This window comes from Streptomyces sp. NPDC056734 (assembly GCF_042790455.1).
In the GTDB taxonomy this organism is placed as follows: domain Bacteria; phylum Actinomycetota; class Actinomycetes; order Streptomycetales; family Streptomycetaceae; genus Streptomyces.
Window position 1 is genome coordinate 45,739 of record NZ_JBHTZD010000020.1, and the last position, 14,579, is coordinate 60,317.

General features: G+C 71.6%; 11 protein-coding genes and 1 tRNA gene. 7 read left to right on the forward strand and 5 right to left on the reverse strand.

The window, feature by feature from the left end:
• Positions 1–35: 35 nt before the first annotated feature.
• Together ACFRFC_RS28210 and ACFRFC_RS28215 are read right to left on the reverse strand one after the other, a co-directional pair.
• A complete protein-coding gene (locus ACFRFC_RS28210; RefSeq protein ID WP_382685034.1) occupies positions 36–581 on the reverse strand; it encodes an NUDIX hydrolase in 546 nt (181 codons plus the stop codon).
• Complete coding sequence (locus ACFRFC_RS28215) at positions 578–2,026, reverse strand: zinc-dependent metalloprotease (RefSeq protein ID WP_382685036.1); 1,449 nt, start codon at positions 2,024–2,026, stop codon at positions 578–580. The genes ACFRFC_RS28210 and ACFRFC_RS28215 overlap by 4 nt, the downstream gene beginning before the upstream one ends.
• 205 nt (positions 2,027–2,231) lie before the next feature.
• On the opposite strand from ACFRFC_RS28215, the gene ACFRFC_RS28220 reads away from it, so the two are divergent.
• The 4 genes from ACFRFC_RS28220 (at position 2,232) to ACFRFC_RS28235 (ending at position 6,026) form a co-directional block, all read left to right on the forward strand.
• Positions 2,232–3,419, forward strand: a complete 1,188-nt coding sequence (locus tag ACFRFC_RS28220) for an SDR family oxidoreductase (RefSeq protein ID WP_382685038.1) — start codon at positions 2,232–2,234, stop codon at positions 3,417–3,419.
• 567 nt (positions 3,420–3,986) lie between these two features.
• The gene (locus ACFRFC_RS28225; RefSeq protein ID WP_382685040.1) at positions 3,987–4,448 is read left to right on the forward strand and encodes a molybdenum cofactor biosynthesis protein MoaE; all 462 of its coding nucleotides are present in this window, start codon (positions 3,987–3,989) and stop codon (positions 4,446–4,448) included.
• Between the two features lie 188 nt (positions 4,449–4,636).
• Positions 4,637–4,852 carry a hypothetical protein gene (locus ACFRFC_RS28230; RefSeq protein ID WP_382685171.1) on the forward strand — a complete coding sequence of 72 codons (216 nt, stop codon included), beginning with the start codon at positions 4,637–4,639 and terminating at the stop codon, positions 4,850–4,852.
• Positions 4,853–4,928: 76 nt separating this feature from the next.
• Positions 4,929–6,026, forward strand: a complete 1,098-nt coding sequence (locus ACFRFC_RS28235; RefSeq protein ID WP_382685043.1) for a PDZ domain-containing protein — start codon at positions 4,929–4,931, stop codon at positions 6,024–6,026.
• Positions 6,027–6,121: 95 nt separating this feature from the next.
• On the opposite strand, the gene ACFRFC_RS28240 is transcribed toward ACFRFC_RS28235, so the two are convergent.
• On the reverse strand, positions 6,122–6,664 hold the full coding sequence (locus ACFRFC_RS28240) for a PPA1309 family protein (RefSeq protein WP_382685045.1): 543 nt from the start codon (positions 6,662–6,664) through the stop codon (positions 6,122–6,124).
• Between the two features lie 163 nt (positions 6,665–6,827).
• Between ACFRFC_RS28240 and ACFRFC_RS28245 the strand changes: the two genes are divergently transcribed.
• The 3 genes from ACFRFC_RS28245 (at position 6,828) to ACFRFC_RS28255 (ending at position 12,025) form a co-directional block, all read left to right on the forward strand.
• Positions 6,828–9,821, forward strand: coding sequence for a UPF0182 family protein (locus tag ACFRFC_RS28245; RefSeq protein ID WP_382685164.1), 2,994 nt, complete (start codon positions 6,828–6,830; stop codon positions 9,819–9,821).
• Positions 9,822–9,874: 53 nt separating this feature from the next.
• Positions 9,875–9,948 (forward strand) — tRNA-Met (locus ACFRFC_RS28250).
• A gap of 238 nt (positions 9,949–10,186) precedes the next feature.
• A complete protein-coding gene (locus ACFRFC_RS28255) occupies positions 10,187–12,025 on the forward strand; it encodes a tetratricopeptide repeat protein (RefSeq protein WP_382685048.1) in 1,839 nt (612 codons plus the stop codon).
• A 227-nt stretch (positions 12,026–12,252) separates the two neighbouring features.
• Here the strand turns inward: ACFRFC_RS28255 and ACFRFC_RS28260 are convergent, their stop codons facing one another.
• The gene (locus ACFRFC_RS28260; RefSeq protein WP_382685051.1) at positions 12,253–12,522 is read right to left on the reverse strand and encodes a hypothetical protein; all 270 of its coding nucleotides are present in this window, start codon (positions 12,520–12,522) and stop codon (positions 12,253–12,255) included.
• Positions 12,519–14,450: a SulP family inorganic anion transporter gene (locus tag ACFRFC_RS28265; RefSeq protein ID WP_382685054.1), complete on the reverse strand. Its 1,932-nt coding sequence runs from the start codon at positions 14,448–14,450 to the stop codon at positions 12,519–12,521. The genes ACFRFC_RS28260 and ACFRFC_RS28265 overlap by 4 nt, the downstream gene beginning before the upstream one ends.
• Between the last annotated feature and the right edge of the window lie 129 nt (positions 14,451–14,579).

The window sequence follows — 14,579 nt, forward strand, 5'->3', positions numbered from 1 at the left end:
GATCGCCCCTTACCCCGTCGGTAACGCCCCCGGGCTCACCCGCCGCCGCCCAGCCGCTCCCGCGTCGCCTCCAGCAGCCGTACGACGGATTCGTCCGCCACGTCCGCGACCTCGGCGTAGGCGAACCAGCGCACGTCGAGGGACTCGTCGCTCACCGTGTGCAGCGCGTCGGCGGGTGCCAGCGCCGCGTACTGGACGTCGTAGTGACGGTGGCAGGGCGGCGGGATCGGATGGCGGTCCAGGCGCACCGGGCCGCCCGGCAGCAGGCTCAGCCCCGTGATGCCGGACTCCTCGGTGGCCTCCCGCAGGGCCGCCCCCGCGAGGGAGAGGTCCCCCGGCTCGCAGTGGCCGCCCATCTGGAGCCACATGCGCAGCTTCCTGTGCAGGGTCAGCAGCACGCGCCCGCGTGAGGGGTCGATCACCAGCGCGCTCGCCGTGACATGGCCCGCGTGGCAGGACTTCCACACGCCGTCGGGGTGGGCGGCGAGGTGGTCCAGGTAGGACTGGCGCAGCTCGTCCTGGTGCCCGGCCCGGTCCTCGTAGCCCTTGAGCACGAGGACCGTGTCGTCGTACAGGTTCACGCGGTGCCGTCGCCCTTGCTGTCGTCGTCCTCGGGGTCGTCCGGCGAGTCCTTCTTCAGGTCGGGCTTGCCGGTGGAGCCGCTGCGGCCGTCCGCCGCCTCGCCGAGCATCTTGTCCAGCTCGGAGAAATCGATCTGCTCGCGGTGCACGAAACCGTCCGGATCGTCCAGGTCGGAGGCCGTCGGCAGCATGTCCGGGTGGCTCCACAGGGCGTCCCGGCCGTCCACCCCGCGCGCGTCCGTGAGCGACGCCCACAGACGGGACGCGTCGCGCAGCCGGCGCGGACGCAGCTCCAGGCCGATCAGGGTGGCGAACGTCTGCTCGGCCGGGCCACCGCTCGCGCGACGGCGGCGCAGGGTCTCGCGCAGGGCGTCGGCGGACGTCAGACGGGGCTTCGCGGCGGTGTGCACCACCGCGTCGACCCAGCCCTCCACCAGCGCCAGAGCGGTCTCCAGACGGGCCAGGGCCGCCTTCTGGGCCGGCGTGTCCTCCGGCTGGAACATGCCCTGCTGGAGTGCCTGCTGCAACTCCTCTGGGTTCTGCGGGTCGAACTGGCCGACCACGTCCTCCAGCTTCGCCGTGTCGACCTTGATCCCGCGCGCGTAGCCCTCGACCGCGCCGAACAGATGCGCGCGCAGCCAGGGCACGTGGGCGAAAAGACGCTGGTGGGCGGCCTCGCGCAGGGCGAGATACAGCCGCACCTCGTCCTTGGACACGCCGAGGTCCTTGCCGAACGCCTCGATGTTCAGCGGCAGCAGCGCGGCCTTGCCGGTCGGCGTGAGCGGCAGGCCGATGTCCGTCGAGCCGACGACCTCGCCCGCGAGCACGCCCACGGCCTGCCCGATCTGCGTGCCGAACATGGCGCCGCCCATGGAGCGCATCATGCCGATCAGCGGGCCGGCCATGGCCTGCATCTCCTCGGGAAGGATGTCGCCCATGGCGCCGCCCACCCGCTCGGCGACCGGGTCGACCAGCTCCTTCCAGGCGGGCAGCGTGGCCTCGACCCACTCCGCGCGGCTCCAGGCGACCGCGGAGCCGGCGCCGGACGGCAGCGAGGTCGCGTCGTCCAGCCACAGGTCCGCCAGCCGGACCGCCTCCTGCACGGCGGTGCGCTCGGCCGGGCCCACGCTCGCGTCCTTGACGCCGTCGGCGGTGCCCTGGGACACCGTCTGGCGGGCGATCTGCTTGGCCATGTCCCAGTTCACCGGGCCGCCCTCGTAGGAGAGCATCTGGCCCAGCTGCTGGAACGCGGCGCCCAGGTCGGTGGGGTTCAGTGAACCGAACATGGCAGCGAGCGGATTGTCCGCCCCGGGGCCGCCGGCCCCGAATCCGAACGGGTTGGCCGGTCCCTGACCACCACCGCTCTGCTGGTCCTTCTTCTTGCCCTCGTCGCCGTCGTCCGGCTCCTCCGGCGGAAGGCCGAATCCGAATGGGGTGTCACTCACGGGATTCCTCGGCTGGTTAAGGCCACCGGTTCTTTCCGGCGGCACGACTGCCCGACAACACCACCCAGCCTAGACACCCCGGACGGATAGGGCCTCGGTGCTTCGCCCACAGCAGCGCTGCGGCAGGATGGATGCCACCTGGTACGTACGCGTCACGTGCGCTGCGTATCGCGCTACGTAAGTAGACAACCGCTGGAGACGCCCGGTGAGTTCCCCAGATCCACAGGTTCGCGCACCGCGAAACCACTCAACCCCCTCGCCGCCCGCGGCGCCGTCGTCGCCGGCCGCCGAGCGGCGCCCCGCCGCCCCGGCGGCCCGCGCGGGCGAGTCGGGCGGCGGGCGCGGGCCCGTCGTCGCGGTCACCGGCGCGGCGACCGGCGTGGGTGCGCTGCTCACCGCGCGGCTCGCCGCGTCCGAGGAGGTCAGACAGGTCGTCGCCATCGACGAGCGGCGCGGCGAGTGCGCGTCCGCGCGGTGGCACATCCTGGACGTACGGGACCCGGCGATCGCGGAGAAGCTGCGGGGCGCGGATGTCGTCGTGCATCTGGCGCTCGACCTGGATCTGGAGACGGACCCCGCCGCGCGGACCGCGTACAACGTCCGGGGGACGCAGACCGTCCTGACCGCGGCGGCGGCGGCCGGGGTGCACCGGGTGGTGCTGTGCACCTCGGCGATGGTCTACGGGGCGCTGCCGGACAACGAGCTGCCGCTGTCGGAGGACGCGGAGCTGCGGGCGACGGCGGAGGCGACGGGCGTCGGGGATCTCCTGGAGATCGAGCGGCTGGCCCGGCGCGCTCCCCGGGCGCATCCGGGGCTGAATGTCACCGTGGTGCGGCCCGCGGTCCTAGTCGGAGGCACCGACACCGCGCTGACCAGGTATTTCGAGTCGCCACGGCTGCTGGTGGTGGCCGGCTCGCGGCCCGCCTGGCAGTTCTGCCACGTCGAGGATCTGTGCGGGGCGCTGGAGTACGCCGTCCTGGAGAAGGTCGAGGGCGAACTGGTCGTCGGGTGCGACGGGTGGCTGGAACAGGAGGAGGTCGAGGAGCTGAGCGGGATCCGGCGCATGGAGCTGCCCTCGGCGGTCGCGCTGGGCGCCGCGGCCCGGCTGCACCGGATCGGCCTGACACCGTCCCCCGCGGGCGACCTCGCGTACACGATGTACCCCTGGGTGGTCAGCGGCAGCCGCCTCCATGACGCCGGCTGGCGGCCCCGGTGGACCAACGAGGAGGTCCTCGCCGAGCTGCTGGACGAGGTCTCCGGGCGGCACACGGTCGTCGGCCGGCGCCTGGGCCGCAAGGACGCGACGGCCGCGGGCGCCGCCGGGGCGACGGTGGCGCTGCTGGGCGCGGCGGCGGTGGTACGGCGGGCGCGGAAGGCACGACGCCGGATGTGACCCCGTCGCCGGGCTGACCTGCACTGCGGGGCGGACCGGCGCCCCGGGGCGGACCGGTCGCCGGGCTGACCGGCGTCCCGGACGTACCAGGAGCGCCACGCGTGACCGGCGTCCCAGGCGCACGCAAGAGCGCCACGCGGCGCGGAAGGCGCGGCGCCGGATGTGACCCCGCCGCGGGGCTGACCTGCGCCGCGGGGCTGACCGGCGCCCCGGGGCGGACCGGTCGCCACGCGTGACCGGCGTCCCGGACGTACCAGGAGCGCCACGCGGCGCGGAAGGCACGGCGCCGGATGTGACCCCGCCGCCGGGCTGACCTGCGCCCCGGGGCGGACCGGTCGCCACGCGTGACCGGCGTCCCAGGCGCACCAGGAGCGCCACGCGTGACCGGCGTCCCGGGCGCACCAAGAGCGCCACGCGCGCGTGCCTCGTCGCAGCCGCGCCAGGAGCGCCACGCGCGTGCCTCGTCACAGCCGCACAGGGAAGCGCGCCACCAGCCCTCACCCACTCCCCGCGCCCGGAGTGAAAACGGTATTCCACACTCCGGCATACGTCAGGCACGATGGGCGCATGGCTGCTACCCACGATCACCCCGGCGAGCGGGCCGCCGCCGAGCCCGTCAAGCTGATCGCCGTACGCGAGACACCGCTCTCCCTCGACGAGGTCTTCGCGGCCGTCGGTGACGCCGCGGCGGGCGGGATCGCGCTGTTCGTGGGGACCGTGCGGAACCACGACGGGGGCGCCGGAGTGGACGCGCTCGGCTACTCCTGCCACCCGTCCGCCGAGAGCGAGATACGCAGGATCGCCGAGAAGGTCGCCGCCGAGTACCCGGTGCGGGCGCTCGCCGCCGTGCACCGGGTGGGCGATCTCGCGGTCGGTGATCTCGCGGTGATCGTCGCCGTGGCCTGTCCGCACCGGGCCGAGGCCTTCGACGCCTGTCGGATGCTGATCGACACCCTCAAGCACGAGGTGCCCATCTGGAAGCACCAGTCGTTCTCCGACGGCACCGAGGAATGGGTCGGCGCCTGCTGAACCCGCCCGCCCCCCGATCCGCACCGCCCCGACCGCCCCGATCAACCCCCATGCACCCTCTCCGCTTGCGTAACCGCGCCCCTGCCGCGAGCGTTGTCAGTGCGGATGGTTAATCTGCTGATCAGTCAGTTTCATTCCGTTGCGGACTCATCTGGGGTTGGGAGGTCGGAATGGCGGCGCTCGCGTGGTTGCTGATTCCGTTGGTGGCCGCGATCGCCGCGGGGCTGTGGGGAAGTTGGGCCAACCGCACCCGCAAGGCCCGCAGCGACGGCCCCGAGCTGGATGGATACGCCCGCTTCCGCGCGGCGATGGAGCGGTCCCACGCGCACACGACGGCTGGGAGCGCGGCGGCCGTGAAGGTGAAGGCCGCGGACGTGGTGGAGGACTCCAGAGCCGGCTCCTGAACCGGCTGCCCGAGCACCGCCCCCCGACCGGACGCCCTCACGGTGCGCTGACAGAAGCGTCCCGTACTGTCGGACCATGCCACGCCGTACCGTGACGATGCTCGCGTCCACCCTGATGCTGATCGCGCTGCTGTGCGCCGGAGTGCTCATCAAGGTCCCGTACTCGGAGATGTCCCCGGGGCCGTCGGTGAACACGCTGGGGGACCACGACGGCGAGCCCGTGCTCCAGATCTCCGGACACGAGACGTATCCCACGGACGGCCATCTCAACATGACCACGGTCCGGGTCACGAGCGCCGACTACCGGATGAACCTCGTCGAGGCGGTCTACGGCTGGCTCGCCCACGACAACAAGGTCGTGCCGCACGACACGCTCTACCCGGACGGCCAGACCGAGGAGCAGTCGACCCAGGAGAACGCCGAGGAATTCAGCCAGTCCCAGGAGAGCGCCAAGGTCGCCGCCCTGGAGGAGCTGGACATCGAGGTGCAGTCCTGGGTGATCGTCTCCACCGTCGTCAAGGACTCCCCGGCCGAGGGCGTGCTGCACGCGGGCGATGTGATCAAGGCCGTGGACGGTACGGAGGTCAAGGCGCCGGCCGATGTCGCCGAACTGGTCACCAAGCACAAGCCGGGCGAGGACGTCGTCTTCACCATCGTGCCCGCCAAGGAGCAGGCCGACGCGGAGAAGGAGAACCGGCAGCCGACCCAGACCGAGCAGGTCACCATCAAGACGGCCACCTCGGACGACACCGGTGCGGAGCGGGCCATCGTCGGTATCTCCGCCGGGACCGACCACACCTTCCCGTTCACCATCGACATCAAGCTCGCGGATGTGGGCGGGCCGAGCGCGGGTCTGATGTTCGCGCTCGGCATCTACGACAAGCTCACGCCGGGCAGCCTCACCGGAGGCTCGTTCGTCGCCGGGACCGGAACCATCGACGACGACGGCAAGGTCGGTCCGATCGGCGGCGTCGAGATGAAGACGGTCGGCGCGCGCGAGATGGGCGCCCAGTACTTCCTGACGCCCGCCGACAACTGTGCGTCCGCCGTCCAGGACACGCCCGAGGGGCTCACCCTCGTCAAGGTGGCGACCATGGACGACGCGCTCAACGCCCTCAAGGACATCCGCGACGGCGACACCGCCGACCTGACCACCTGCGCGGCGACCGGCTGACGGGCGCCGGTCCTCGAAGGCCGGCCCCCGTCGTCGAGACGTCGAAGGCCGGCCCCAGGTCCGTGAAGGCCGGACTCAGTCCGTGAAGGCCGGACTCAGTCCGCGAAGGTCGCCGAGAGTGCCTCCGCCAGGCCCGGCACCAGCTCCGACCCCGTGACCACCTCGGTAGGGGTGTCCTTGGCGCGCAGCCTGAGGGCCGACTCGCGGGCGCCGTCGCGCAGCACCGCGACCGTCATCCGGACCTCCTGGCGGCGGGGATGTTCGGCCACCCACTTCGCCAGCGCGGCCTCGTCCAGATCCTGCGGGACCTGGGCCTCGGCGGACGGCGGCAGCATCAGCCGCTCCACGCTCAGCGCACATCCGGCCACCGCGTCCGGCCAGGCGATGGTCGCCAGGAACTCGTCCAGCGGCTTGTCCGTTGCCATCTCGTCCTGCTCGATGGGGGTGAGGCCGGCGCTCTCCTGCTCCTCACCGAGATCGAGCTGGGCGGCGAGGGAGGGTTCTTGAACGCGAAGCCGGGCGGTGTCGACAAGGGCGAAGAGACGGGCGGGCTGGTCCCAGCCGAGGCCGGAGACGTACTCGTCGATCTCCAGTACGGCCCGGGTGAGCGGGCTCGCCGCCATGGGGGTGTTGGACATGGTCACAATCCTGCCTCGTTCTCCCCCGAAATCGGGAACCGAGTAAAGCGTGAGTAAGTTGCATAGATGAGGGCCTACGATCACCGGGCCCTTTCGGCGGCCCGAAAAAGGCGGGCCGGACAGATCAACAGCGACTTTCGAGGTGCACACCTTGGCTTTCCAGATGCCGGACCGCGGCGGAGGCCCGACGGGGCCACGGATCAGAGTGGGCCGACCGTCCCGGCGGGTCCGGACCCTGCTCATGACGCTGGGCGTCCTCGCCGTCCTCGGCATGGCGTTCACCATGTTCGCGGGGTTCTGGACGGACTGGCTCTGGTATCGGTCGGTTAACTATTCATCGGTCTTCACCACCACCCTGTGGACCAAGATCGGACTCTTCTTCGTCTTCGGCCTGCTGATGGCGCTGGCGGTCGGCCTCAACATCTGGCTGGCCCACCGGCTGCGCCCCCCGCTGAGCGCGATGTCGATGGAGCAGCAGAACCTCGACCGCTACCGGATGGGAATCGCTCCCTACAAGAAGTGGCTGCTGTTCGGGATCACCGCGCTGGTCGGCCTGATCGCCGGCGCCTCCGCCACCGGGCAGTGGCGGACCTGGCTGATGTGGGTCAACGGCGTGCCCTTCGGGCAGAAGGACCCCCAGTTCAACCTGGACGTGTCGTTCTACGCCTTCGACCTGCCCTGGTACCGGTTCCTGCTGGGCTTCGGCTTCGCCGCGGCGATCCTCTCCGTGATCGCCGCCGCCCTGACCCACTACCTCTACGGCGGGCTGCGCATCACCAGCCCGGGCGCGCGCGCCACCGGCGCGGCCACCGGCCATCTGTCGGTGCTGATCGGCATCTTCGTCGCCCTGAAGGCGGTCGCGTACTGGCTCGACCGGTACGGTCTGGCGGTCAAGTCCAGCGACTTCAAGGCGACGGACAACTGGACGGGCCTGAGGTACGTCGACGCGAACGCGTATCTGCCGGCCAAGACGATCCTGTTCTGCATCGCCGTGATCTGCGCCCTGCTGTTCTTCGCCACACTGTGGCGGCGCACCTGGCAGCTGCCGGTCATCGGCTTCGGCCTGCTGGTGCTCTCGGCGATCCTGATCGGCGGGCTCTACCCGGCGATCGTCCAGAAGTTCCAGGTCCAGCCCAACGAGCAGGCCAAGGAAGCCCCGTACGTCGCCAAGAACCTGGAGGCGACGCGTGAGGCCTACGACATCGAGGACGCCCAGGTCACCGACTACGACGGCAAGAGCGACACCGAGGACCTCACCACGCTGCGGGACGACGTCGACCAGACGGCCAGCATCCGCATCATGGACCCCAACATCATCTCGCCGACCTTCCAGCAGCTCCAGCAGATGCGGCAGTACTACGCGTTCCCGACCAACCTGGACGTGGACCGCTACAGCGAGAACGGCGTGGAGCAGGACACCGTCATCGGTCTGCGCGAGCTGAATCTCGCGGGCGTGGACAAGCAGAACTGGATCAACACCCACTTCCGCTACACCCACGGCTACGGCGTGGTCGCCGCCGAGGGCACCGCGGTCGACTCCGAGGGCCGCCCGGTCTTCACCGAGTCCGACCTGCCCTCCCAGGGCGAGCTGGGCGAGTACGAGCAGCGGATCTACTACGGCGAGAAGACCACCGAGTACTCGATCGTCGGCGGTCCCCAGAAGGAGATCGACTACTCCGACGACAGCGGTGAGAAGAGCTACACGTACCAGGGCGACAGCGGGGTCAGCCTCTCCAACCCGCTCAACCGGGCCGCGTACGCGGTGGCGTTCGGCGAGCCGCAGATCCTCTACTCCGGAGCGATCGGCGAGGGCTCGCAGGTTCTGTACAACCGCACGCCGAAGGAACGGGTCGAGGCTGTGGCGCCTTGGCTGACCATCGACGGCGACGCCTACCCGGCGGTCGTCGACGGCCGGATCCAGTGGATCGTCGACGCGTACACGACCACCAACGGCTACCCGTACGCCTCGCGCACGACCCTCGGTGACACCACGGCGGACTCGCTGACGGCGGCGAACGACTCCCGCGCGGTGGTGGCCCAGGAGAACCAGGTCAACTACATCCGCAACTCGGTGAAGGCGACCGTCGACGCGTACACCGGCGAGGTCAAGCTCTACGAGTGGGACACCGAGGACCCGGTCCTCAAGACCTGGATGAAGGCGTTTCCGGGCACGGTCGAGCCGCGCGGCGAGATCAGCGACGAGCTGATGGCGCATCTGCGGTACCCGCAGGACCTGTTCAAGGTCCAGCGCGAGCTGCTGACCCGCTACCACGTCGAGGACGCCAACACCTTCCTCAGCGGCAGCGAGGTGTGGCAGGTGCCGGACGACCCGACCAACAAGTCGGGCAGCGCGGTGCCGCCGTACTACCTCAGCATGAAGATGCCCGACCAGGAGCAGCAGGCGTTCTCGCTGACGACGACCTTCACCCCCAACGGGCGTGACAACCTCAGCGCGTTCATGACGGTCGACGCGGAAGCCGGTACCGACGACTACGGCAAGATCAGAATTCTTAAATTGCCGACCAGTACGACCGTCGACGGACCTAAACAGGTGCAGAGCCAGTTCAACTCCGAACAGGACATCGCCGAGCAGATCAGACTTCTGCAAGGCGGCGACTCGGAGGTCGAGTACGGCAATCTGCTGACCGTGCCCCTGGACGGCGGTCTGCTGTACGTGGAGCCCGTCTACGTCCGCGGTGGCGGGCTGAAGTACCCGCTGCTGCGCAAGGTGCTGGTCTCCTACGGCGGCAACACGGCCTTCGAGGACACCCTCGACGAGGCGCTCAACAAGGTGTTCGGGGCCGAGGGGACGGCACCGCAGCCACCACCGGACACCGGTACGGACCCCGAGCAGCCACCACCGCCGCCGACCTCCGACAACCCGACGGTCCAGCAGGCGCTGGACGACGCCCAGAAGGCGTTCGACGAGGGCCAGGAAGCCCTCAAGAACGGTGACTGGGAGGCGTACGGCCGGGCGCAGACGGAGCTGGAGGCCGCGCTCAAGCGGGCCGAGGAGGCGCAGGCGAGCGGTGCCGGCGGCGCCACTCCGAGCCTGAGCACCAGCGCGAGCCCGTCCGGTGGGTCCACTTCCAGTGCCAGTTCCAGTGCCGGTTCCAGTCCCAGTCCGAGCCCGTCGAGCAGTCCGGACACCGGCTGACGGGCTTGATCGAATAGCCCCTCCCGCGCCGTGGTACGGTTCTCACACAACGGCGCGGGGTGGAGCAGCTCGGTAGCTCGCTGGGCTCATAACCCAGAGGTCGCAGGTTCAAATCCTGTCCCCGCTACTCAAGTCGACGCCCAGGGCGTGTGACGGCGAAGGCCCGGATCCTCAATTGGATCCGGGCCTTCGTGCTGTGCGAACGCATGTGCCGGGACAGTGCCGGGACTCGGGTCGCCGTGCCGCCGTGGAGAGTTGGGAAAGCTGTGTTTGACTTGTCTCTCTGTGGGCATGTCGACAAAACGCTGAAGTGACCTCACTGGCTGCGGTATACCAGGTGTACCCAGGTTGTTGGTGGTGCGACGATGGACGTTATGGGGGACAAGGCAACTCTGTTGGATACAGGGCGTTTTGTGCAGCCTTCCGACCGGGATGTGACCGATTCCAGGCAGGGTGAAATCGGGACCGACCGGGGCGATACGGGACAGGCTGCTGAGGAGGCACGTACCCGCGCCGCCGCCGAGGCCGGTGAGGTCGAGGCGATGAGCGTCCTCGGAGCCATGCTGCTGCGCCGCGGCGATCTCGACGGAGCCGAGCCCCAGCTGCGTGCCGCCACCGCCGCCGGGGACCGGGCCGCCGCCAACAACCTCGGGGTCCTGCTGCACCAGCGCGGCTACGCCGACGAGGCCGCCGGATGGTGGCGGGTCGCCGCCGTCGCCGGGTCCGCCGCCGCCGCGCACGCGCTCGGGCGGTACCACCGTGAGCGCGGCGACGAGCCGGCCGCCGAGTACTGGCTGCGCCAGTCCGCCGAACAGGGCCATGTGCTCGGCGCGTACGCGCTCGCCGATCTGCTGGAGCACCGCGGCGACGCCACCGCCGAGCAGTGGATGCGGGCCGCCGCCGAACACGGCCACCGGGAGGCGGCGTACCGTCTCGCCCGCGAGCTGGACCGGCGGACGCTGCGCGAGGGGGCCGACAGCGGCACCGGGCGGGCCTGCGCCCAGGAGGCCGAGCAGTGGTACCGGCAGGCCGCCGCGCGCGGGCACCGCCGGGCGGCGCTCCAGCTCGGCGCGATCCTGGAGCGGCGCGGCGAGCTGAAGGAGGCCGGGCGCTGGTATCTGACGTCCGCCAAGGACGGTGAGGCGCGGGCCGCCTGCGCGCTCGGGTTCCTGCTGCGCGACGCCGGGGACAGCGAGAACGCGGCCGTGTGGTGGCTCAGGGCCGCCCAGGACGGCGACGGCAACGCCGCCAACGCGCTGGGCGCGCTGCACGCCGAGCGCGGCGAGACCCAGACCGCCGAGCGCTGGTACCGGGCCGCGATGGACGCCGGGGACATCAACGGCGCGTACAACCTCGCGCTGCTCTGCGCCGAGCAGGGCCGCACCGCCCAGGCCGAGCAGTGGTACCGGCGCGCGGCCTACGCCGGGCACCGGGAGGCCGCCAACGCGCTCGCCGTCCTGCTGCTCCAGGGCGGCGACACGGCCGGCGCCGAGCCGTGGTTCTCCAAGGCGGCGGAGGCCGGGAGCGTCGACGCCGCGTTCAACCTCGGGATCCTGTACGCGGGCCGGGGCGCCGACACGGACGCCCTGGGCTGGTACGAGCGGGCCGCGTCCGCCGGGCACACCGACGCGGCGCTCCAGGTCGGCATCGCGCGCCTCCGCGCGGGCGACGAGCGCGAGGCCGAGCGGCATCTGCGGTGGGCCGCGGGCGGGGGCAGCGCGGAGGGCGCGTACCGGCTCGCCGCCGTGCTCGACGCCCGGCGCCCGCCCGTCTCGCCGCACGAACTGGGCGAGCCCGCGCACCGCAAGACCGAGTGCGAGGAGTGGTACGAGCGGGCCGCGTCCCAGGGGCACCGCCGGGCCCAGGTGCGCGTCGGCATGCTCGCCGCCGCGCGCGGCGATGTCGTGGAGGCGGCGCACTGGTACCGGGCCGCCGCCGAGGCCGGCTCCCGCAACGGCGCCTTCAACCTCGGTCTGCTGCTGGCCCGCGAGGGCAGCGAGCCCGAGGCCGCGGTGTGGTGGACCCGCGCCGCCGACGCCGGCCACGGCCGCGCGGCCCTGCGCCTCGCCCTCGTCTACGCCCGCCGCGGCGAACTGGCCGAGGGCCAGCGCTGGGCCGACCGCGCGGTCACCCTGGGCCCCGCCGAGGTGGCGGAACGGGCGGCACGGCTGCGGGACGCGTTGCGGGAGGAGCTGTCGGCGTAACGGGGTCCCCCGTGCGTCGGGCCTGCGCGGCCTGGGGGTCTGTCGGGGGCGGTGCCTGTCGAGGGCCCGAACGTGCGCTTCGGCCCTGCGGCGGCAAGGAGTCGCCGTCGGAACACCCGGCGCCCTGACCGACCGGCCGACGGACGAAGGCGCCGGGGTCTCCATGAGCCCGTATGGAGACCCCGGCGCCGGGACCGGTCGGTGGCGGAGCCGACCGGTGGCTTTGATCAGCCCACCCTTTCCCTGCGGCTCGCCTCCCCGTGTTCTGCCCGGGGCGGGGTGTTCCGCCGGGGGAGCCGGGCCGGTGGCGGGAGAGGCGGCCGGCCGGGTTCGACGGTCGTGTGCGGTCCGGGGTGGCGGGCGAGGAGTTCGGGGTCGTCCTGGCATGCCGTCAGGAATCGGTGCAGGGACCTCAGCAGGAGGAACAGGTTGTCGTCCGCGGCGTCCTTCGTCGCGCCCTTCGTGCCCTTGAGGCCCCTCGGCCGGTGTCGTCTCATCGCCGGGTCCCCTCGCCGTACTGCGGGGCGGCCCACTCGTCCTGCGGGCCCCAGTACCCGGTGCCCTGGCCGTACTGGCCGCCGTCCGGGACCGTCCCGTGGTGCGGGGGCTGGACGGCGTGGTGGTTCGGGTGGGGCTGGTGGGCCTGGCCCGGACGGGCCTGCGCGGGGTGCGCAGGGTGGCCCTGGTGGTGCGGGTGCGGATACGACGGCGGGTACGGGCGTGCGGCCGGCGCCGTATGGACCTGGTGATGGTGGGCGTAGCCCTGGCCCATGGGGTGGAGCTGGCCATGAGGTGCGGGCGTCGGCACCTGCGCCGTCACGTACGGGCGGACCGGTTCGTCCATCCCGTTCCCCGCCGGGACCGCCGCGACCGCCGCGGCCTCCATGACCGCCGCGACCTCCATGACCTCCGTCTCCAGCGTGTCCGGCACCTCCTCGTCCGGTGCCCCATGGCGGTCAGCCGCCGCCCGACCGCCATCCCCCGGCAGCCGTACGTCGATATGCAGGGCGCCCGCCTTGCGGCGCTGGTCCGCCCACTCCTCTATCTGGCTGCGGCAGGCGAGGTCGAGATGGGAGAGCCCGGTGGCGTCCACATGGACTCGGGGCCTGTCGGCGATGGACTCCAGGGCCTCGATCAGCTTCGGCAGCCGCAGGAAGGTGGCGTTGCCCTTCAGCTCCAGCCGTCCGGTGTCCGTGGTGGTGGACTGCCGGATCGTCATCCGGGACATCCGCAGCGCCACCAGCACGATCGCCACGGCCAGCCCCGCGAGCACGCCCTCCAGAAGGTTCGCCACCACGATCGCGCCCGTGGTGATCAGCATCACGATGCCCTCACCCCGGTCGGTCCGCCACATCGTCCTGAACGCGGGCGGGTTGAACAGCTTCCAGCCCGCGTGCAGCAGCACCCCCGCGAGCACCGAGACCGGGATCAGCCCCAGCAGCCCCGGCAGCAGCAGACCGAAGCCCAGCAGCCAGGCACCGTGCAGAATCCGGGAGATCTTGGTCTTGGCGCCCGCCTGGACATTGGCCGCGCTGCGCACGATCACCGCGGTCAGCGGCAGCGCGCCCACCAGCCCGGCGATCGTGTTGCCGACACCCTGGGAGAACAGCTCGGCGTTGTACCTGGTCCGCGGGCCGGTGTGCATCCGGTCCACGGCCGCCGCGCTGAACAGGCTCTCGGCGGACGCGATCACCGTGAAGGTGACGATCATCGTCAGCACCGCCGGATCCACGAGATGCCCCAGCGCGGACGGGGTGACGAAGGTGACCGCGTCCAGCATGTTGCCGAACGTCACCTTCTTGACCTCGAAGCCCGGCATCATCCCGATGACACAGCCCAGGATCACCGCGATCAGCGGCGCCGGGACCTTGCTCAGCGGCGCCGGGACCCTCCTCCACACGAAGCACAGCACCAGCGACATCAGGCCGAGCACCAGCGCCGCGGCCTTGTGCGCGTCCCCGGCCACCGAGGACGCCAGCTCGGGCAGCCCGCCGATGTTCTTCATGGCCGTACCGAGCTGCTTGGAGTCGACCATGGCGTAGGTCTGGCTGAGGATCAGCGGGACGCCGATCCCGGCCAGCATGCCCTGCACCACGGACAGGGAGATGGACTGGAAGATCCGGCCCGCGCGCAGCGCCCCGAGCGCCATCTGGAGCAGCCCGCTGACCAGGACCACCGGCCCCAGGAGGCCGACCCCGTGCTCGGTCACGAACTCCAGCACCAGCACGGCGAGACCGGCGGCCGGGCCGCTCACCTGGAGCGAACTGCCCGGCAGGAAGCCCACCACCAGCCCGCCGATGATGCCGGAGATGATGCCCAGCGCCACCGGGACACCGGAGGCCGCGGCGACCCCGATGCACAGCGGCAGGGCGACGAGGAAGACGACGACGGAGGCGACGAGGTCCGTGCCGAAGGAGGCGCTCATCGGCTCGGCCGGGGTGGCGGGGGGGCCGCCCCCCCCCCCCCCGGCGCCCCCCCCGCCGCGCGGGGGGCCGGCGGTACTTCCCCCACGTTAGCGGGGGGTTGTAACAGCGGTGGGGTGGGTGGGCGGCGA

Excerpts from the sequence above, each read along its gene's own strand:
- ACFRFC_RS28265 (WP_382685054.1), bottom strand. The coding sequence starts at position 14,450 with ATGAGCGCCTCCTTCGGCACGGACCTCGTCGCCTCCGTCGTCGTCTTC.
- ACFRFC_RS28240 (WP_382685045.1), bottom strand. The coding sequence starts at position 6,664 with ATGTCCAACACCCCCATGGCGGCGAGCCCGCTCACCCGGGCCGTACTG.
- ACFRFC_RS28245 (WP_382685164.1), top strand. The coding sequence starts at position 6,828 with ATGCCGGACCGCGGCGGAGGCCCGACGGGGCCACGGATCAGAGTGGGC.
- ACFRFC_RS28225 (WP_382685040.1), top strand. The coding sequence starts at position 3,987 with ATGGCTGCTACCCACGATCACCCCGGCGAGCGGGCCGCCGCCGAGCCC.
- ACFRFC_RS28260 (WP_382685051.1), bottom strand. The coding sequence starts at position 12,522 with ATGAGACGACACCGGCCGAGGGGCCTCAAGGGCACGAAGGGCGCGACG.
- ACFRFC_RS28255 (WP_382685048.1), top strand. The coding sequence starts at position 10,187 with ATGGACGTTATGGGGGACAAGGCAACTCTGTTGGATACAGGGCGTTTT.
- ACFRFC_RS28235 (WP_382685043.1), top strand. The coding sequence starts at position 4,929 with ATGCCACGCCGTACCGTGACGATGCTCGCGTCCACCCTGATGCTGATC.